The organism is Alkalibaculum bacchi (assembly GCF_003317055.1).
Lineage (GTDB): Bacteria > Bacillota > Clostridia > Eubacteriales > Alkalibacteraceae > Alkalibaculum > Alkalibaculum bacchi.
Genome location: NZ_QNRX01000015.1, coordinates 46833 through 65946, shown reverse-complemented (window position 1 = coordinate 65946; position 19114 = coordinate 46833). Strand labels below are relative to the sequence as shown.

The following is a 19114-nucleotide window of genomic DNA, read 5'->3' as shown; positions in this document are numbered from 1 at the left end:
TTGAAGCCTTTGATGTTGGAGTAAAAATTTAAGTAATTTTAATGCCATACTTACTCCTATAATAATTTCTATTAAAGTGCAAAATAAAATAACTAATTCTAATATTTAGCCTATATTAAAGCATTACTTTAACATAGGCTAAGTCCCTTTATTTTCAGTGGTTTAAGAGTTAATGTTCTTCATTAAGCTTAACTACATGCTCTTCTCCTTTATGAGTCTTCTCCAGCCTTGAAGTTATAGATTGGTTTAATGATTTTGACAATATCTGCTGTGGGCGCTATATTATCAACGATATCGTCCATGTTTTTGTAAGCCATAGGACATTCATCTAATGTCTCTTTGTTTACAGAGGTAGTGTAGATTCCTTTCATCTGTTTTTTAAACTCAGAGAGGGTAAAACTTTGTTTCGCCTTTGTTCTGCTCATAAGTCTTCCTGCTCCATGAGGGGCAGAATCATTCCAGTCTTTATTTCCCTTTCCGATACAAATTAAACTTCCATCTCTCATATTAATCGGGATCAGCAGTCTTTCACCTTTCTTTGCAGAAACTGCTCCCTTTCGTAAAATCATAGCATCTGTATCGATATAATTATGGGCAGTAGTAAACTGATCTATTATATTTAATTTCATACCTTTTACGATTTCTGAAATCATAGCTTTTCTATTTAACTCTGCATATCTCTGTACGATTTTCATATCGTGGATATAATCCTCAAATAATTGTCCAGTTACATATGCTAAAGGGTAAGGTATATCCGTAAGCGTTTGTTCTTTAAGATCTTTTAAAGCCTTTTGAATTTCATTCTCACGACCTTGAGTCTTATAACTATCAATCAACTTCTCTATATCTGGTTTATCTTTATCGTTTAATTGCTTGTAACCTGCATCTTGATAATACTTAGCTACTTCTATCCCTAAATGGCGGCTACCAGAATGGACTACTAAGTATAGTTGTCCTTCTTCGTCTTTATTGACTTCAATAAAATGATTACCTCCTCCTAATGTACCTATACTTTTCTGGGCACGGTCAATTTTTACATTTTTAAAACATCGGAGTTCAGTCAAATCAATTTGGTCATTAAATAAATGAGACGTTTTTCGAATATTAAAACCTGACGGTATCTTTTGATAAATTAATTTATCAAGCTTTTGAAGTTCTAAATGCTTATTTTTAATTGACACTGTCTCCATACCACAGCCAATATCGACACCTACTAAGTTTGGAACAATTTTATCTATTATGGTCATAGTCGTTCCAATGGTGCAACCTGCTCCAGCATGAACATCTGGCATAATTCGGATTTTACTTTCCTTAACAAATTCTTGATTGCAAAGAGTTTCAATTTGAGTAGCAGCACCCTCATCTAAAACAGTCGCATAAACTTGTGCTCTATTGTACTTCCCTATAATTTCTATCATATTTCACCTTTCCCCATGTAATTATAGCTGTTACTCTTTAATATGATTCGTATACATCATTCTAACACGCTCCATGTAACTAAGGGCAAGTTTTTGTAGAATCTTGAGTATTGCCTAAGGAATATTTTATTGAGTCTCTAAATTAGTAATAATGCGATTCAAAAAACATTCCAAATAAGCTCATGGACCTTTTAGAAGCTGGCACTACTAGCCTAATTCGATGACAACACTTACCTATTGTTTCATAATATGGATTATAGAGGTGAGATAGTATGGCAGAATGGTTAGCAACCTTAAGAACAGATACACCTGAGGAAGGTTATAATTTAGCAGTTACTTTAGCTCGTAAAGCCATAAGTATGACTCAACCCTATGAAGTAATTAGAAAAATATTGCGCCCCTAGGGAGTCTATTAATTAATATATCAATATCAAATGGTAAATTCTCTTAATATTTTATTTTGACAAATTAAATCTGTTGTATAATGATAGTAACGGAGTTGTACGAACTATTAATTCGTTTTTAACCAGGGAGGCAATTATATGAAATGTCCTTATTGTAATGTAGAAATGGAAAGTGGTTTTCTTCAGAGCAACAGCGGAATTTTTTGGAGCCCAAGAAAACACCAAGTCTTTATTACACCTACCCACGAAGATGAGATTTTACTTGCAAATGGGTTTTTAAAAGGCAGTGCAGTAAGTGCAAGTTGTTGCCGTAATTGCCAAAAAATTATTCTAGATTACGAACTAGACTAGCTGTAATAACAACTATTTTTTTATGCATCACACTGCGTATAAAAGCCATTCCATAGCTTTATTTATTAATCAATTCTCTAATCTTCAAATAACTGAAAATAAAGAGGGCAAAACTTCTTTATAAAAAAGTCTTGCCCTTAGTGTCGTTAAGGTAAGTTATTAGGTACTAATATTATATTTATATAAATGTAACAGTCTCGGTAATCTCTTTACGTTGGCTATGTGTTGGAAGAGGCTTTGCATCCTCTGCTGCATATCCAAGATCCAGCATCATAAGTACTTCTTCATTCTCAGGAAGTCCAAGTTCTTTTGCCATTACCTCAGGATCAAAGAAATTAATCCAACAACTGTCAACCCCTTCCGCTTTAGCTGCTAACATCATATGGGTAGCAACAATTGTTGCATCTTCCACGCCAGAGTCACGTTTCTCTCCCGGATAAGTAAATACGTTATTCTTATCAAATGCTACAACTACTGCTGTTGCTGCTCCATATCTGCATGGGGTTACCTTATCAATCTTAGCAAGTCCTTCTTCAGACTGTACAATATAAATACGCTGCTCCTGAAGATTTTTTGCAGTTGGTGCAAGTCTTCCAGCCTCAAGGATAGCATCTAAATGCTCCTTTTGTACTTGACGACCATCAAATTTTTTACACGCATAACGATTCTTAATTACTTCTGAGAATTCCATTTTTTAATCCTCCGTTTCTTGTTTTCTTAGTAATTTAACTTTACTATGCCCGAGTCTCTTTCAACTGAAAAGACAGCATGGTCTACGTACATTATTCTGCCCTCAAAATCTATTCTATAACCTAAAGCATTACTATAGCCGCAGACGCTACACACCACCTTATGATCTTTAATGAAAAGTAATTGAACCATTCCTTCACTTACAGTTTCTTGAATATAATTACTTTTAAAACCTATGATATCTTCAATCTGCTCTTTACTTGCATATGGTTCAAATGTGTATACCTCGTCCCATTCAAAAGGCACAATATTATTTAACTCCACGTAATCAGAATTAATTGATACGACTTCCCTTTGCAGTTTCTTATTATTAATAGCTATTATTGGATTCCCAATTATAATATAAGCTAAAATAATTATAGCACTAATAATAGCAGCAGAAATCATTATTTTTTTCTTCTTCATAATGCTATTCCTTTCTTGTTATATGAATGCTATTTGTTATACGGTTTGGAAAAATTGTCCATGACGGGTGGTCAAAGACCTCCCCTACAACCTAAATACCTATAGGTAGGGGCGTACCTTCGGTCGCCCGTATGCACAACACATTCTTCTACTTTTGTGCAATTATAGAATATAGTGAACTAGTTTCAGGTATGAATAGTATTCAAATAGTTACCAGTCAATAGTTTTTATAAAGAGGGAACACTATTATAAAACGATTGAGAAAGGTGTACTATATGAGGAAAAAGATAATAATATTTCTGATACTTTTACTCATGTTTCAAATACCAACCAACCATCATGCTTATGAAGATATAGATATAACAAAGGCTTTAGTAGTTGAACCATATATTCCACCGGAGAAATCACGAGAGGAGTTATATCAAGACATTTTTATAACTTTGCTTTTACCTTATATTCAGGCTGAGGTAGATAAATACTACGAAGAATATCTATTTACTTCACCAACTGTAGCACCATATGATGTAATTATATTAGATGCTGAAAGACTTAATGAATATAGAGGATTTGACTTTAGATTGAAAATAGAATTACATCCTTATATAGGTCCGCACAATGATGTAGGACTTGATTATATTACAATTAGAGTAAGTCCAACAGTCAATGTCAAAATCGAGAAATTTGAGCATATTAGAAGTTATGAGTTACCACCAAATTACCAAGATCTTATAAAGAAGAAGTTGCCGTAAAAGTAACATAATTTCAACATTATTATTAAACATAGTCTTAATTTTTGTCTCATGTTGTGGATTTCTAGGAATATAAACCGCTCCTCGTCAAGTAGACAAGTGAAAAAATAAAAAATGATCTCATATATCTCCAACTACTCTTGTGTAGTTGGAGATATTTTATGCTGTTTTAAATACAAAATTAATTCTAGTGAGTTTTTATGTCTTTAAAATAATTTATTTGCCAATCAGGGTAAAACAAGGGAGAGATTTCAAAAAACTTGACCCAAAATGAACTGCCCCCCCTGGTGAGTCGTCGTAAAGCTATACATATCAAATCAACTTCAAAAACTCTGGAATAATACTATGCAAATCTCCGCAAATTCCATAATCCGCAACTTTGAAAATTGGTGCATTGGGGTCGGAATTGATAGCAATGATACAGTCCGCACCGCTGATACCTGCCATGTGCTGCGCAGCTCCCGAGATACCGCAGGCAATATAGATTTTCGGGTGGAGGTTGCGCCCATTCTGTCCGATGACAAATTTTTCGGGTAGAAGTCGGAGTTCACATGCACCTCTGGATGCTCCAAGTTCGGCATCCAGCGCATCGGCAAAATCCATCATCATGTCTATTCTGTCAAGGGTTCGCACACCCCTGCCCAAACCAACTACGATTTCAGGTTCATCGTCAATCTGCTGTTTGGAAAGAATTTTTGCGGTTTTTTGCAGTATGCGTACTCGCTCCAGCTTAATTTGCTCCCCCATATCCCAACGGTCAATCTTTGCCAAATGCCCTGTTACTTTTTTCGTTTTTTTGTATACACCCTCTCGAATGGTTCCCATTTGGGGCAGACGATCGGGACAGACAATATCGGCCATCATCTTGCCACCAAAGCCAGTTCTTGACCACATGATTTTGCCCGTATCCTGGTGGTAGGAGACAGAGGTACATTCTGCCGTCAAGCCAGTTTTGCACCTTGCAGCAAGGCGTGGAACAAGATCTTTTGCCAAAAAAGTAGTGCCAAAGAGAACACATTGTGGCTGATATTGACATACATAGGCGTGGAGGGCATCTGTATAGGAATCGGTTGCATAGTTCTCGTAGGAAAAATGCTCCAAAGATACCACACGGTCTACGGGATACTGTATCAACTGTTCAATTATAGCATCATTCTGATTGCCCACGATTACGGCTACTAACTCCTCATGAGCATCTGCTGCCAATTGATGTCCCGCTGTCAGCAACTCAAGACTTACATTGCGTAACTGTCCGTTGTGCACTTCCATAAACACGCTGATATTACTCATAAGTTACCTCACAATTCTCTTGTTTCAGAAGCCCCAACAATGCTTGCGCCTTTTCCGAATCACTGCCAGAACTTATTACAATCTGCTTTCTGTCGGTAAATGGAATATAAGATCTTGCAATCTTAGTCGGTGACCCGTGAGCTCCAATAGCAGAGCGGTCCAACCATGGTTCCAACTCCTGAAGGGTTAGCTTAGGTACACCCTCTTTCTCTAATTGGCGCAGTTTTTCCATATCCACCGGGCGCAGTCCTTTCCCATATTTAGGTTCTATCGTGACCAGAGTAGGTTGGTCGGATTCCAACCAGAGAGTTTCTTCCTCAGTTTCTTGTTTTGCCCACAGCTTATCTCCAATTTGACGCAAATCACTGGCACAGGAGATCTGCGCCCAGTCAAGCTGTTCTGCCAGCTGTGAGCCAGTCTGGCCGGTTTCTCCATCTACGGTTACACTACCACACAAAATCAAGTCGTAGCGTTTCTGATTTTTCTGCTGCAACCAACGAACTGCTGCCGACAAAACCATCCCTGTTGCATATGTATCAGATCCAGCAAATGCAGGATCCGTAATCAGATAGCCCTCGTCCGCACCAGCCGCAATGCCCTTTTCCACACACTCTGATGCGCCTGCGATGCCCATCGTCAAAATCGTCACAGTGCCACCATAGTCTTTTTTCATATTCAATGCACATTCTAGTGCGTCAATGTCCGCCGGGTTAATTAAAGACAGTATCCCATATCGCTCCAAACGCATGGTTTTAGGATTGAAGGTCATGTGTGCGGTGTTTGGAACTAATTTCATACATACTATAATATCCATATTCGACTTCCTTCTTGTTTTTATATAATTATATTCTATTCGTGCAACAAAAACAATTGTCGAAATCAAGCATTATGTGTCTTATCCTACAAATACAAATAATATGTACTGTCATTTGTACGCTCTGAGTCGTAAATCTTTATTACATTTTCCATAGATAATGATACAAATTCTAATTAGATCATACAATATATTAAATCTAATAAGGAGGAAGACTATGCAAGAATTTTATACTGTTCAAACAGGAGATACATTAAGCAGTATCGCGGCTCGCTAGAGTATCCCCCTTACTTCTCTCATAGTAGCCAACAATTTATCAGCTCCCTATTTAATCTATCCTGGCCAACAACTATCTATGCCTCCAGGTGTGACTACATATGTAGTTCAATCAGGTGATAGCCTCTTCACTATTGCTACAAAATACAGAATCCCTTTACGTACGTTAATTATTTCTAATGCCATTGATGAGCCTTATATTATTTCACCAGGCATGGTACTAAATGTTCCAGTAGGAGTACCCTACTATACGGTTAAACAAGGTGATACACTGTACAATATCGCTAAAAAATACAATGTAAACTTAAATGGACGACCACAACCTGACTTGATATTAAAAGCCAATCCCGGTCTGACACCTAATATTATTCCTGGCATGAATCTACAGATACCCTATGGGCTTCCAAGCGGTGCAGGGCAAATTGCAATACTGCTAAATGATGGATTTAATGATTTCATTGTATTATATGAGCCTGGCTCAGGAGACGAAGTATATTTGACTATGAATAATGCTGGAAGGTCATCGAGGATATTCTGGTCTCCTAATAATAACAGAATTGCCTTTATTGATGAAGCTGGAATTATTTCGATTGTAGATCTCACCACAGATAGAATATCAAAGATAAACCAGATACCCTTACCTGCATTTATAGATTGGTCTCCGGATAGCAGTTCATTGGTTTACTCCACTGGTAAAGTAATTCGCATATACAATGTCATAAACTATACTCATTGGGATATCAATCGACGAGAAGCTTCTTATGTTCAATGGTTTCCAAATCAAAAGGAACTTTTATATGAGGCAAAAGACAGTAACAAACTCAGCCAAATCTACAAAAGCAATATAGATGGCAGTGGTGAAACCCTGTTGACTAATAGAGTAAATGGCCCATTCAACGAAGTAAGATTGTCGCCTGATGGAAAGTACGTGTTATACACATCGTCAGGAGCAAGTATTTCGGAAATATACGTACTAGAACTATTATCAAATGTAGTATATAAAACCGCCAGCGGCCCTGAAGCGAAGAACTTCTACCCAACGTGGTCACCTGATTCCACAAAAATAGCGTACAGCTCTACCTTCTTTAAAAATGGAAAGTACTATTCCTTGATACAAATCTCTAATATTTATGGCACAAATATTAAAACTTTAGCAGTCTCTAGCTGCTACGCAACTCCAGTAACTTGGTCTCCTAACAGCCAAAGAATTGCATATCTTTCAGGATGTAGAGAAGATCACCCTCCAGTTGAAGTATGGAGCATAGATATGGCAAAACCAGTACCTACAAATATTTTCAGTGGTTTTCTGTTTTATGACCTAACATACAACAACTGACATCCAAAGGTCTCTCATAGAGAGAGGTTCCTTTAACCCCATTCCTTTAATGTCCATTTGAAATGCAACTTTTTAATATCTTTAAAATAAATTATTTGCCAATCAGGATAAAAAGAGGAGGGAGACTTCAAAACTTGACTCAACATTTCACGTCCCCTGTGGGTCACTTAAGATTATAGGTGTTTGAGAGGGGTGACTTCTACTTCTATTACTTTATCTCCATAGCCTAAAAAAGAATTATCTTAAGCCATATTTCTGACATATTTTATGGGTATAATTTAAATATAGAAAGAGAGATGCTCTCTAAAATTTAAATTAAAGGAGAAAAAGATGAAAAAATCAAAAAAGATTCTTTTAACTATCGGAGCTGCTACAGTAGTTTTTGCTTCTAGCTTAGGAGTAGCTTTTGCTGGAAACACATTCTCACCAGCAGATAAACTATCACAAATTACAGGTATTTCAGTTGATGAGTTATACGAACAAAAGGTTGATAAGACTTTTGAAGAAATTGCTGCTGAAAAAGGTGTCCTCGATGAATTCAAAGAAGAAATGCTTGAAAGTAAAAAAGAGCTATTAAGCCAAAGAGTAGCAGATGGAAGTCTTACTCAAGAAGAAGCAGATGAATACTATATTCAGATGAAGCAAAACAGCGACAATTGCGATGGAATAGGACCAAATAACTCAAATGGCCGAGGATTAGGTCGTGGCAATGGTATGAGAAATAGAATGGGCAACGGCAACCAATTTAATCGATAGTCACATATTAATTCTGTCTTCTCCTTCAAAACAATTATGAATAAAAAGGCAAGTTGGCCATTCACTTAATCACTATAAATCCTGCATTTTATTAAAATGCAGGATTTTTGTATTTATTTTAGAAATAAACTAGGTAGAATTAAATAATCTTCTTTTATTTTGATGCGCTAGGCTCAAAATAAACCACTCCCTACGGGAGGTCAAAGACCTCCCCTACAACCTGGATATCAATATAGGTAGGGGCGCACCTTTGGTCGCCCATTTGCACGGCGCAATATTTTACTAATGCGTAAAATAAGAATATCCCGAAATAGTCCAACTCTACAAATTGGGATTTGATAAGAAAGTAACATGATAGAATTTAACATATATAAATTATACAAGTAAAGAATTAAGAGAGGAACTACCTTCTGTGGATTCAATCATAAATAAAACTACAAAAGTACAAAGCAAATATGAAAAAAAGTTCACAATTCAATCGCTTTGAACCCTTAATCCAGGCTATGTTTATTTCTAAAACATTCATCGAGAGGCAAATAAACATCAATTCGACATTGTGCCAAATTCTAGTTTATTTATTCCTGTATAGCTTTCATCGATGCTACTCGAGCATGGATCTCTGTAGTATCAAATACCGGAAGCGGCGAGTCCTTCTGACTGATCAGTAACCCAATTTCAGTGCATCCAAGAATAACTCCTTGTGCACCTTTCTCTTTTAAAGAATCAATCACACGAATACATTCTTTTCTGGATGCATCATTAATAATTCCAAGGCAAAGTTCATCATAAATCACGCGGTTTACTAATTCCACATCATCACTGTCAGGAATCAGAACCTCAATTTCTTTATCCTCAATCCTTTCTTTGTAAAACTCCTGTGTCATTGTATATTTTGTCCCCAGAAGAGCAACCTGGCGAATTTGCTGTTCTTTCAGTTTTTCAGCTGTTGCGTCTGCAATATGAATGATTGGAATCGATATTTTCTTCTGTATCTGTGGTGCAACCTTATGCATCGTATTGGTACATATCACAATAAAATCTGCTCCTGCCCTTTCAAGATTCAGTGCAGCTTCTGCTAAAATATCGGCACTTTTATCCCATTCACCTTTTGCCTGGCATTCTTCAATTTCAGCAAAATCAACACTATAGAGCAGGAGTTTAGCTGAATGTAATCCACCTAATTTTTCTTTGACTGTTTCATTAATCATCTGATAATATGTCACGGTGCTTTCCCAACTCATGCCGCCAATTAACCCTATTGTCTTTATTTTACCATCCTCCACAAATTCCAGTTCATTCCACAGAATAAAGACTTTTTTTCACATACATCCTTCCGACTTATAAGTTTCCTTTTAGTCCGATATCTTGCGCTTTTTCTTTCATTCCTTCAATCGTTTCCCTAATAACTTCATCTAGTTCCATCCCCAGCATTTCGCAACCGTTACGAATGACTTCTCGATTGACGCCAGATGCAAAGGATTTGTCCTTAAATTTCTTTTTTACAGATTTAACTTCCAGATCGAGTACACTTTTGGATGGACGCATCAGACACAGAGCATTGATAAGACCTGTCAGTTCATCGATCGTAAACAACGTTTTTCCCATCATACTTTCCGGCTTGACATCAGTACAAATCCCATAACCGTGGCAATTCATTGCACGAATATATTCCTCATCAATCCCATGCTCTCGCATAATTTCTTCCGATTTGTGACAATGTTCTTCTGGATACTGTTCGTAGTCCAGATCGTGCAGAAGACCTGTAACTCCCCATACTTCCTCGTCCTCACCACTCAATCGGGCAAAATGAACCATTACCGCTTCCACAGCCATAGCATGATTCCGCAGAGCTAGGGTTTTATTGTAATCCGTCAGCAGTTTCCATGCTTCATCTCTCGACATTTTCTTTTTCATTTTATAAGCCTCCAAAAAAATAATTTATTATAGCCAATTCTTATAATAACATCGGCTCTTGTTTATATCATAGTACCATAGGGACACTTCTTTTGTTTTTACTATTTTATTATCTTATCATACATCCAACAACAAATTACAATATTTGTCTCCTATGGGTCTTAAAAGAAAGCAGGTAATTTGATATAATAATTATAAATACAAATTTAATAAACACACATATAAAAACACTACTATATTACATAAGGAGCCTATATTATATGAAATTTCGCAAAAAAAACAAGAGTATTCTTACAATGCTATGGATTTTAGCCATTATACTCACTTTATCCGGTTGTAAGAAAGAAATCACTCAAAGTAAACATACGTATATAGACGATGAATTTACTCCAGTATACGGAGATAAAATTTTTACTATGGAAGAGATTACTGAATTATCGAAACTTGCTTATAGTATACGCTATGAAGATCTAGAGAATTACGCCTATAAAGAACTACTATCTACAGCTAGTGAGGATTCCCCTTATCATAACAATTTTTATGCCTTTCCTATTGATTCTAAAGATAGTGAATATCAGTTAGAAGTATCCATTCCTAAAGGAACTAAGGAGTTAGATGTACTTAATATCGTACGAAAAGCAACTCGTGAACATAGAGATATACGCCGTTTTAATATAGAGGAATTTTTAGCCACCTATGAAAATATTACAGATTATCTTTCTGTTGATCTATCTAAAAATAGTGAATTTGGTACATTCCATTATTATCTAAATGGTTCTAGCAGTGGAAATCCCATTTTTATAGGTGGAATTGAAGTAGGCGCTTTTGAACGTAGTTTTGGCTCATATTATGGAGATACTGTTGGAGAATGGTCTTTGGATTCTCTTTATTGGCAATCGTATCCTAACATAACTGGTCTGAAAGAACTCCAACTAAGCGGTGACTCTATTAAGGGATTTGTATTTACAGCAGATCATCCTAGTGATGTGAAGCATCACTATGTCAATTTTGTAAAAGATGGTTCAGGGTGGCTTTATACTTTAAGATTAGACGCAAAGTTTTTCTCACAAGAAGATACAATCAAAATAGCTGAAACCGTCACCTTCTATGAAAATAGTTTCCCAACTTCAGCCCCCGATTATGGCTCATGAGTGATAATGTCTAGTATGAAAGTAAATCTTCCATTTTTAAAAAGGCTGGACTAATTCCAGTCTATTTAGATGATTTTACCTTTTTCCTTGTGACTCAAAATTACCGGTCCCCCGTGAGCCCCAAGACCCTAGGTATAAGGATGTGCTGCCTAAATTCCTTAACGCTGTTCCAGCCGCTTAAGTACTCTCCATATCCATATAAACTCACCACTAATTGATTGTTCGTTAAACATGTGGTGCTTTTGTCATGTCTTTTTTGCTGTATTTTTCATATAATAAGATTGTTAACATACAAAATATGGCTTATTAATTATTATTTTTCTCCCACCATCTTGCAAAAACAGTGGGAGAATTTATTTAAATAGTGAATTCTTGAAATATGTCCCTATTGGGTAAGAGAGTGCATTTTGATTTTTCACTTGTCTACTTGACAGGGAGCAGTTCATTTGTGAGAGACGGAACTTTTCAAGTCAGGTTTTTAGATTCTCAAGTATCGACCCACTCTCATTTGCAAATTAACCACATTAAGGATAAGACTTCAAGGGAAGTCTCGTCTTCTTTTATTTTAAGGTATTAGGTTGAAAACATCCTACCCCTCTAAGCAATCTCCCCTTCCAAGTGAAACCTTTAGTCTGAGGTTACTCAATAACTTAACCCAAAAATTCACGTTCCTAATGAGCCTAGGAAAATCTTTGAGAACATAAGTATTTTATTTTTCGCCTTCAATTATCGATTCCAACAGCTCAGCAGCCCTCAACATTACATTGGCACAGCCCGTTTCAGGATCTTTATAAATAGGTTTAATCTCTTTACAATCGATATCGCTAAATTCTTCCTCAAAAACCTTTACCCACCGTTGAGTTATTTCCTTCACTTTGGTATTATCTGTAGGCTTATCCTCCGAATACATCACGCCTAATGCTGCAATACCTCCTGCCAGTACTCCACAAGCTTTTTCAGAACAAAACCCTCCACCAAATGGAACGATAGCTTTAAATATTTTTTTATCCAAATTTAATTTGTAATAATCATTGCAGGCATTAAGCAGTGTTTCAGCACAGTTGTAATGGTAGAGTTTTCTCTGCTCTCCGTATTTTAATTCACTTTCGATATACTTTCTTGCCTCATCTTTAAGCATCATTATTCCTCCCTATAATTATTTACCATAAATACATTATAACAATTATAATATATTAATAAAATCTTATGTTTTGACAAATTTAAAATAGGAAAAAATAATATTTTCTAAGCAACCCAAACCATTTCTGCACATCGTAACAATTTACCATATCAACAATATATCCTACATTTCTAATTTTAATATTGCAGATAATACTTATTATCTGGTTATTTTAAATTAAAAAAGAGGTCAAGACTTAATATCTTGACCTGAAAGGTCCAGTCCCTAGGAAGTCCCCAGAGTAAAACTCCATAAGAAAATTATATTTTTGAAGAGATTAAAAACAAAATACTTGAAGGAAAAATGAATCCCGTAATTAAAAGCTGGGTTTAATTTCTATTCAAATAGTTTTATATATTCTCCGTACCCTTCTTTTTCTAAGTCGGCTTTATTAATGAATCGCAAAGCAGCACTATTAATACAGTATCTCATGCCACCCTTATCATGGGGACCATCGTTAAATATATGGCCTAAATGAGAATCCCCATGCTTACTTCTCACTTCTGTTCTTCTCATTCCGTAGCTAGTGTCTAGCTTTTCTACAATATAATCATTGTCGATACTCTTATAAAAATTAGGCCATCCACACCCTGCATCGTATTTGTGATGGGAACTAAATAGAGGTTCACGTGATACAATATCTACATAAATTCCTTCCTCTTCAAAATCCCAAAACTCATTGTCAAAGGGTTTTTCGGTAGCACTGTTCTGAGTAACATCGTATTCAAGAGCTGAGAGTTTTTCCTTAAGAATTTTATCATTAGGCTTGTTATATTTTTTATCCATTAACCTACACCATCCTCACTAATATTTTACATTAATAATTGATTCCCAGCTATATTATACCCATTCTTGTGAGTCTTTTTATTTAAACAGTCTACCACAAGGGGACCATATTACCTTATTATTTCTTAATTCTTTTCAAAAGATAATTCTCCAGTAAATCCATCAAAGCCGATGATTGTATTATGAAAGACGTCTACAGCATTTTGTGTGTATTCAATAGGATTATCTAATGCCGTACCAAAATGAGTGAGCAATAACTCTCTTACTTTCTCTAATTGTGCAAGTTTTGCCGCTTCTTTAAGTTGCTGGTATGCTTCGTTCGCTGTTTCCCATAGTTAATAGGAGACCTGGCAATCCAAATATGTGATCTCCATGCATATGGGTAAGGCATATGATATCAATACTCAAAAGGAAGGTTCTGTGAAAATCTATTGATCCTTTTCTATTAACTCCATCGTATTTATGTTATATTTATATTCTATATCATGGTCATTGTCATCAACTACTTCTATTTCAAATATGCTTTGGCCATTTTCAAATTTTAATTCCCACTCGCCTACTTTATAGCCATTACCTGCATCTTTTAATGCTTTGTCCATTAGTTCTTGTATTTTATTCACATTTTCTATTGTTATTTCGTCTTCTGTATCATTATCATCTCTTTGTTTTTGTTCTTCTTTCAATATTTCCCCATCTACGGGTTCAATCTTTAACTTATATTTATTTGTATCGTCATATCCTTCCACTTCATAGATATATAATCCACGGTCAAAATCAAGCGCCAACTTATTTACCTTTACATTAGGATACTTCTTTACATAAATATTAAATACTTCTCCTGGAGTCAATTTGATGTCTTCATATACAACATTAGTTATAGTACCAGTATTATTGATATCAGAATCTGGATTGGTATAAGTATTTGTACTATCCTCCTTGCTTATTTCGTCATTTGAATTATTATTAGGAGAATTTCCAGTGCAAGCAGGTAGTGTTATAGCCAAAACTAAAACTATAAATATAATCCATCTTTTCTTTATCATAGTTACTCCTTCCTTTCTTTTATAAAATAGTATCCTCTATTTAATAATTTGCTTATAAAGCTATAAAATATGCACTATAGCTAAATATTATGGCTCTTCTTTTATATCATTTACTGTGTCCTTGATTCTGCTAGAAAGCGCCAGTACTCCAGACCCTCTTAAGAAAAACTCCCCTAAACTCAGAGTCTAGGGGGCAAAAACTCCTACATATTTAATTAAAATGCCTTTAATCCTGCTATTATAACCTATTCCGCCTCTATCAACATAACGCGTTCAGCCGTAATCAAACTCCGCTTCTCTCGCCTTCCTGGGCAAGCCTGACACGAGCTTCTTCAGTCGTTTCACTCCTTCATACGCAACGTTACGGCCTCAACATGCCTTGAGGAGATAAAAAAGACATCGGTTGAGCCTGGTGAGGCCTTAGTGGCAGGACATCTACATGAAGAAGATCCCAGAGTACATAAACTCCTACTCTGGGGTCTTCTGCTGAAGATTCAATAAACACTCCACACTTGCATAAAAGTCTGCTGATTTGCATTAAATCACAATATATAAACTATGTGAGATATGCCCTCATAAAGTAATTCTAATTTTGTTTATTCTTGATTTTCAAGTGAAATCATCATTCGTATCTCTTTGTACTGAATTCCACCAGCCTCATATTCAAATATATTTTCTTCTTTAAAACCTGCTCTTTTATATAGTTCAATGGCCGTCATATTATCAACTTCTGCACTGGTATAAAGTTTTAACACATCAGGATAATTTTCTTTAAAAAAAAGCAAAAACTGTTTTAATGCTTGTTTTCCAAAGCCGCAGTTCTGGAAAGATGACCCTATCATAAATCTACTCATTGACCAACCATTTAGTTCTTCATCGAAGTCATACAAAATAAATCCTATCATTTGCGATTCATTGTAAATTGCAAGAGGATATAGATTAGATTCATATGCTGCTTGTACTAACGAGAATTGGTTTGGTGCTACAAATCTTTTTTGATTTTCATTAACGCTTAACTCTATGCACTCATTATAGTTTGTTCTATCAATTGAACGAAACTCTATCCCCATTTTTTATTACCTCTCAATATTAAAAATATTCTTTATTACATATAATTCTACTAACATTCAACTATAGTATATAAGTCATCCATCCATTTATCAATCAGATTTTCAATTATCATTTTTCATAATACTAATATTCAATGTCATCTATGATATTAGCCTATTTTAAGGGTCAAAAACCGGTGTTTTTTCACCGATTTTTGACCCTTTTTGATCTTTAACTACCATATATTCGACAAACAATTGTTTGATGTGGAGTGCTGCAAAACGCCTTTATCTTGTTAAAATCACAACCTCCAGAACAGGAAAAACAGAACATCACATATGATATGTGTTACAGCATGGGCAACCATGGCATATTGAATGCCATATTTACGGTAGAGCCTTCCAAACACCAATGCAAAGCTACCATTTAACAGTATGCACCGAATAACAATCAGAACGTTCAGATAACCAAACATCACTAGTGTTGCTGGCAGATGTCCTAATGCAAATAACACTGCTATGACAATATTACTTACCATCATAATCCACACAGGAATGGATTCTTTATCTGTCTTTCTAGCAAATATCTTCCACAAAATCAATATTAGAAGAGACATTAGAAACCATCTCATCATCAATTCTTCTACCATTCCTCCATACAGAACTTTTGCTAGCAGATAAGAAATTGAAAATGTATATGTTTCATAATATTCCGCTACTGGCACCAACAACTTTGCAAATATCAGATAATCCAGTAGGAAGAACAAAACACCACAAATGGCTCCACCTGCTAGTGCCTTTTTTAAATAGCTCCCTGACCATGCAAAACTACGAAGCAGACCAATTTTGTCTGCTAATAGATAACCAATAAAGCCACAAATTGCTGCATAGAGAACTGTTTGGAAAGTAACACTTGCAATAACCATTGTTTTAGAAACCTGCGATAATATTTCTTCGGTAATTCCTCCTGTTCCAATCTCATAGTTTGCTATGGAGATACCTGCTACCAATGCAAAAGGCAATACAATTAATACAAACTTAAAAGCATTCTTACATATCTGTTTCATTTTTATTACCCCCTTTCTTTTACCAACGCTTCCAGCCTTCCAATAATACTCTTGTAACGCGCATCATCTCTTAGACCATGAAAGGCAGGATTGTCTTTCACAGCAGATAGCATAGACTTGCGAATGAACTTTTCGTTCTGTGGTGCCCCATTTCCTATATCTAATTCCAACAACCAGTCATCAATCAAATTGAAATAATCATCTCCGTGTAGACTAAATGGAAAAAAACTCTCTAGACAGGTATTTGTATACTTTTCCATCATTTCAATGGATTTATCTATTTCTCCCTGTATGCAGTATAAAATAGCCGCAGAATAATATACAGGTACGATCGCATTGGGCTGGAGTTTTGACACTTGAAAAATATCAGCAATTTGAAGAGATCTTTTAAGAATCTCAGTCGATTTTTCTTTATCATCTTCATAAAGCATGCTGTACTGTGCTGCTTCAGCTACTAATGTAAGAAGATGCTGATAGATGCTAATCTGATAAACCCTTTTTGCCTTTTCCTTTTCTCCCAACATCTGATAGACCTGAGCCAGGCTTTCTGTTTCCTGAGATAATGGTCTAACTGATTCATCCAATAGCTCTAATGCATCCTTAGGTTTTCCCAACACTAAATCCAACATTACTTCTAGATTAACAGCTGCCTTTACATCATTAATATCTTTACTTTCATTTTTCACCCTTCTTGCCAAATTGAGTGCCCACATTAATACATCTTCTGGTTTTTCAGCCGCATCATAATGATTCAACAGCAAGACTGTCATTTGAAGAAGAAACGGAAAACAAGAATAGTATTTTTTAATCTTTTCATCCAGTTCCATCTGAACCTCTAAATATGGTTTCGTTCCAAGGATTCCTTTAAAATACAGATACTGTCTTCGGATTTCTTCCTTGGTCATCTGTGGTTCATAGCCTATCAATTCATCAATACTAATATTAAAATAAGATGCAAGTCGAGGTAATAAGGTGATATCTGGAAGGCTGTTTTCCAATTCCCATTTGGATACTGCTGCCTTAGAAACACCAATATAAGAAGCAAGTTCCTCTTGTGTAATATTCATTTCGCGCCTTTTTTTAGCGATACATTTCGCTAAATGAATTTCATTCATAGATAAACCCCCTATACTTCCTTCACTTTACAGTTAAACTATATACCCTGCTTCAACTTATTTCAAGGGAGTCAAAGTTGATTTTAAGAAACAAAGTCAACCTGTGGTTTACTTTAAACGGGACGACATCCATAAACTTGAAACGGACGATTACTCCTTGAAGTTTATATAAAAATAAAGGCATCAATACTACTGATGCCTTTGAATTATTCTTTATGAAGTTATGAGATTGTGAAGAAAAGCCTCCTTTTACTATTTTATATTACGAGGTAATGAAACAGTGAAGGTTTATTATAAAAGGCGAAACTTCTTTAAGTTAGGACACTTACCTTACTAAAAGTACAACCGTCTCCACATGGCTTGAGTGTTCAATAAAAATATCGTAAGGATATGGTATCCCTTGGTGAATCCTATTATTTTATTATTAATCTAATAAGGATAGCCAAAGTTTTTCAGACTCTACACTGAGCTCTGATACTAGTTTTATAAAAGGTTATAATTCAATGTTGTGTGTGCAATATCCAATACTTCATAGTATTTTTTTCTATCTTCTAATTATCCTTATTTACTAGAAATTTGCTAATGGCCTCTACAGCCATATCTTGTTGTTCTTCCCTTGAGATTGTAGCCTTTGCATCTCCTTTTTGTATACCATAGTTGCCAAATTGTGCATGGTTACCGCCTTCTATTGCTACAATATTCTTTTCATAATCTATCTTATCGGATACACTTGTATTTAGTGTACCATAAACTGTCAATGTATTCTCTTCAGGATAGTCACCATAAATATATGAAGCAAGTAAAATTAGCCCTTCTACCTTATCTTGATTCTTTGATGCATAATCGCTGGCCATTGTCCCACCCATAGAATGTCCTCCTATATACCAGTTATTAATATCAGGAAACTGACCCATTATTTCATCAGCCCTATCCACATCAAATATAGCCATATTAAAAGGCATCTTTACGAGAATACAGGTAATTCCTGTCTCATCTCTAATTTTCTGTAAAATCGGTAAGTAGGCAGAATACTCCACCTTGGCACCAGGATAGAAGATTAATGCCCTATCACTAGGAACTGTAGGTGATAATATTATATGATCATCCCTAAAATCTATGGTATCTTGGCTGTTCATAACAGCTATAGCCACATCATCTGCTCCATAGTAATCAGAAACATAATAAAAAAACCCACCAATTAATACTAGTAGAATTAGCACTAATGTTATCAAACCTATTTTAAGTCGCTTATTCATGAAT

Annotated in this window: 21 protein-coding genes and 1 pseudogene; 6 read left to right on the top strand and 16 right to left on the bottom strand. The window is 35.5% G+C overall.

Annotated elements, in window-relative coordinates:
- Window positions 1–209 precede the first annotated feature (209 nt).
- The gene (locus DES36_RS11155) at window positions 210–1418 is read right to left on the bottom strand and encodes an RtcB family protein (protein WP_113921282.1); all 1209 of its coding nucleotides are present in this window, start codon (window positions 1416–1418) and stop codon (window positions 210–212) included.
- 272 nt (window positions 1419–1690) lie between these two features.
- Here DES36_RS11155 and DES36_RS11150 point away from each other — a divergent pair, with 272 nt between their 5' ends.
- Together DES36_RS11150 and DES36_RS11145 are read left to right on the top strand one after the other, a co-directional pair.
- A complete protein-coding gene (locus DES36_RS11150) occupies window positions 1691–1822 on the top strand; it encodes a hexameric tyrosine-coordinated heme protein (RefSeq protein WP_113921281.1) in 132 nt (43 codons plus the stop codon).
- A gap of 138 nt (window positions 1823–1960) precedes the next feature.
- Window positions 1961–2173 carry a PF20097 family protein gene (locus DES36_RS11145; protein WP_113921280.1) on the top strand — a complete coding sequence of 71 codons (213 nt, stop codon included), beginning with the start codon at window positions 1961–1963 and terminating at the stop codon, window positions 2171–2173.
- A 178-nt stretch (window positions 2174–2351) separates the two neighbouring features.
- Here the strand turns inward: DES36_RS11145 and DES36_RS11140 are convergent, their stop codons facing one another.
- Both DES36_RS11140 and DES36_RS11135 read right to left on the bottom strand, forming a co-directional pair.
- Window positions 2352–2864, bottom strand: a complete 513-nt coding sequence (locus DES36_RS11140) for a nitroreductase family protein (RefSeq protein WP_113921279.1) — start codon at window positions 2862–2864, stop codon at window positions 2352–2354.
- A gap of 26 nt (window positions 2865–2890) precedes the next feature.
- Window positions 2891–3328 (bottom strand): hypothetical protein, encoded by a 438-nt coding sequence (locus DES36_RS11135; RefSeq protein WP_113921278.1) that lies wholly within the window; start codon window positions 3326–3328, stop codon window positions 2891–2893.
- Window positions 3329–3642: 314 nt separating this feature from the next.
- Between DES36_RS11135 and DES36_RS11130 the strand changes: the two genes are divergently transcribed.
- Window positions 3643–4077, top strand: a complete 435-nt coding sequence (locus DES36_RS11130; RefSeq protein WP_207657456.1) for a DUF3888 domain-containing protein — start codon at window positions 3643–3645, stop codon at window positions 4075–4077.
- A gap of 312 nt (window positions 4078–4389) precedes the next feature.
- Here the strand turns inward: DES36_RS11130 and DES36_RS11125 are convergent, their stop codons facing one another.
- Window positions 4390–5367 carry an electron transfer flavoprotein subunit alpha/FixB family protein gene (locus tag DES36_RS11125; protein WP_113921276.1) on the bottom strand — a complete coding sequence of 326 codons (978 nt, stop codon included), beginning with the start codon at window positions 5365–5367 and terminating at the stop codon, window positions 4390–4392.
- Window positions 5360–6181: an electron transfer flavoprotein subunit beta/FixA family protein gene (locus DES36_RS11120; RefSeq protein ID WP_113921275.1), complete on the bottom strand. Its 822-nt coding sequence runs from the start codon at window positions 6179–6181 to the stop codon at window positions 5360–5362. Before DES36_RS11120 ends, DES36_RS11125 begins: the two co-directional genes overlap by 8 nt.
- Window positions 6182–6548: 367 nt before the next feature.
- Here DES36_RS11120 and DES36_RS11110 point away from each other — a divergent pair, with 367 nt between their 5' ends.
- Window positions 6549–7793 carry a LysM peptidoglycan-binding domain-containing protein gene (locus tag DES36_RS11110; RefSeq protein WP_170128278.1) on the top strand — a complete coding sequence of 415 codons (1245 nt, stop codon included), beginning with the start codon at window positions 6549–6551 and terminating at the stop codon, window positions 7791–7793.
- 330 nt (window positions 7794–8123) lie between these two features.
- A complete protein-coding gene (locus DES36_RS11105) occupies window positions 8124–8549 on the top strand; it encodes a hypothetical protein (RefSeq protein ID WP_113921272.1) in 426 nt (141 codons plus the stop codon).
- 575 nt (window positions 8550–9124) lie between these two features.
- Here DES36_RS11105 and DES36_RS11100 read toward each other — a convergent pair.
- Both DES36_RS11100 and DES36_RS11095 read right to left on the bottom strand, forming a co-directional pair.
- Entirely contained in the window at window positions 9125–9817 is a 693-nt protein-coding gene (locus DES36_RS11100) for an aspartate/glutamate racemase family protein (protein ID WP_113921310.1), read from the bottom strand.
- Between the two features lie 70 nt (window positions 9818–9887).
- Window positions 9888–10463 (bottom strand): HDIG domain-containing metalloprotein, encoded by a 576-nt coding sequence (locus DES36_RS11095; RefSeq protein ID WP_113921271.1) that lies wholly within the window; start codon window positions 10461–10463, stop codon window positions 9888–9890.
- 260 nt (window positions 10464–10723) lie between these two features.
- Between DES36_RS11095 and DES36_RS11090 the strand changes: the two genes are divergently transcribed.
- Complete coding sequence (locus tag DES36_RS11090) at window positions 10724–11614, top strand: hypothetical protein (RefSeq protein ID WP_113921270.1); 891 nt, start codon at window positions 10724–10726, stop codon at window positions 11612–11614.
- Between the two features lie 709 nt (window positions 11615–12323).
- On the opposite strand, the gene DES36_RS11085 is transcribed toward DES36_RS11090, so the two are convergent.
- The 9 genes and pseudogenes from DES36_RS11085 to DES36_RS11050 all read right to left on the bottom strand — a co-directional run bounded on the left by DES36_RS11085 (window position 12324) and on the right by DES36_RS11050 (window position 19110).
- Entirely contained in the window at window positions 12324–12755 is a 432-nt protein-coding gene (locus DES36_RS11085) for a C-GCAxxG-C-C family protein (RefSeq protein ID WP_113921269.1), read from the bottom strand.
- Window positions 12756–13130: 375 nt separating this feature from the next.
- Window positions 13131–13580, bottom strand: a complete 450-nt coding sequence (gene msrB, locus DES36_RS11080) for a peptide-methionine (R)-S-oxide reductase MsrB (RefSeq protein WP_113921268.1) — start codon at window positions 13578–13580, stop codon at window positions 13131–13133.
- 125 nt (window positions 13581–13705) lie between these two features.
- Window positions 13706–13834: a hypothetical protein gene (locus DES36_RS15325; RefSeq protein ID WP_278278703.1), complete on the bottom strand. Its 129-nt coding sequence runs from the start codon at window positions 13832–13834 to the stop codon at window positions 13706–13708.
- Between the two features lie 46 nt (window positions 13835–13880).
- Window positions 13881–13991 (bottom strand): annotated as a pseudogene (locus tag DES36_RS15460) (MBL fold metallo-hydrolase); the annotation flags it as partial.
- A gap of 17 nt (window positions 13992–14008) precedes the next feature.
- Window positions 14009–14623 carry a PepSY domain-containing protein gene (locus DES36_RS11070; protein ID WP_113921266.1) on the bottom strand — a complete coding sequence of 205 codons (615 nt, stop codon included), beginning with the start codon at window positions 14621–14623 and terminating at the stop codon, window positions 14009–14011.
- A 596-nt stretch (window positions 14624–15219) separates the two neighbouring features.
- On the bottom strand, window positions 15220–15693 hold the full coding sequence (locus DES36_RS11065; RefSeq protein WP_113921265.1) for a GNAT family N-acetyltransferase: 474 nt from the start codon (window positions 15691–15693) through the stop codon (window positions 15220–15222).
- A 281-nt stretch (window positions 15694–15974) separates the two neighbouring features.
- The gene (locus DES36_RS11060) at window positions 15975–16739 is read right to left on the bottom strand and encodes a CPBP family glutamic-type intramembrane protease (RefSeq protein ID WP_207657455.1); all 765 of its coding nucleotides are present in this window, start codon (window positions 16737–16739) and stop codon (window positions 15975–15977) included.
- A 5-nt stretch (window positions 16740–16744) separates the two neighbouring features.
- Window positions 16745–17854: a helix-turn-helix domain-containing protein gene (locus DES36_RS11055; protein ID WP_113921264.1), complete on the bottom strand. Its 1110-nt coding sequence runs from the start codon at window positions 17852–17854 to the stop codon at window positions 16745–16747.
- A gap of 551 nt (window positions 17855–18405) precedes the next feature.
- On the bottom strand, window positions 18406–19110 hold the full coding sequence (locus DES36_RS11050) for an alpha/beta fold hydrolase (protein WP_113921263.1): 705 nt from the start codon (window positions 19108–19110) through the stop codon (window positions 18406–18408).
- Window positions 19111–19114: the final 4 nt, after the last annotated feature.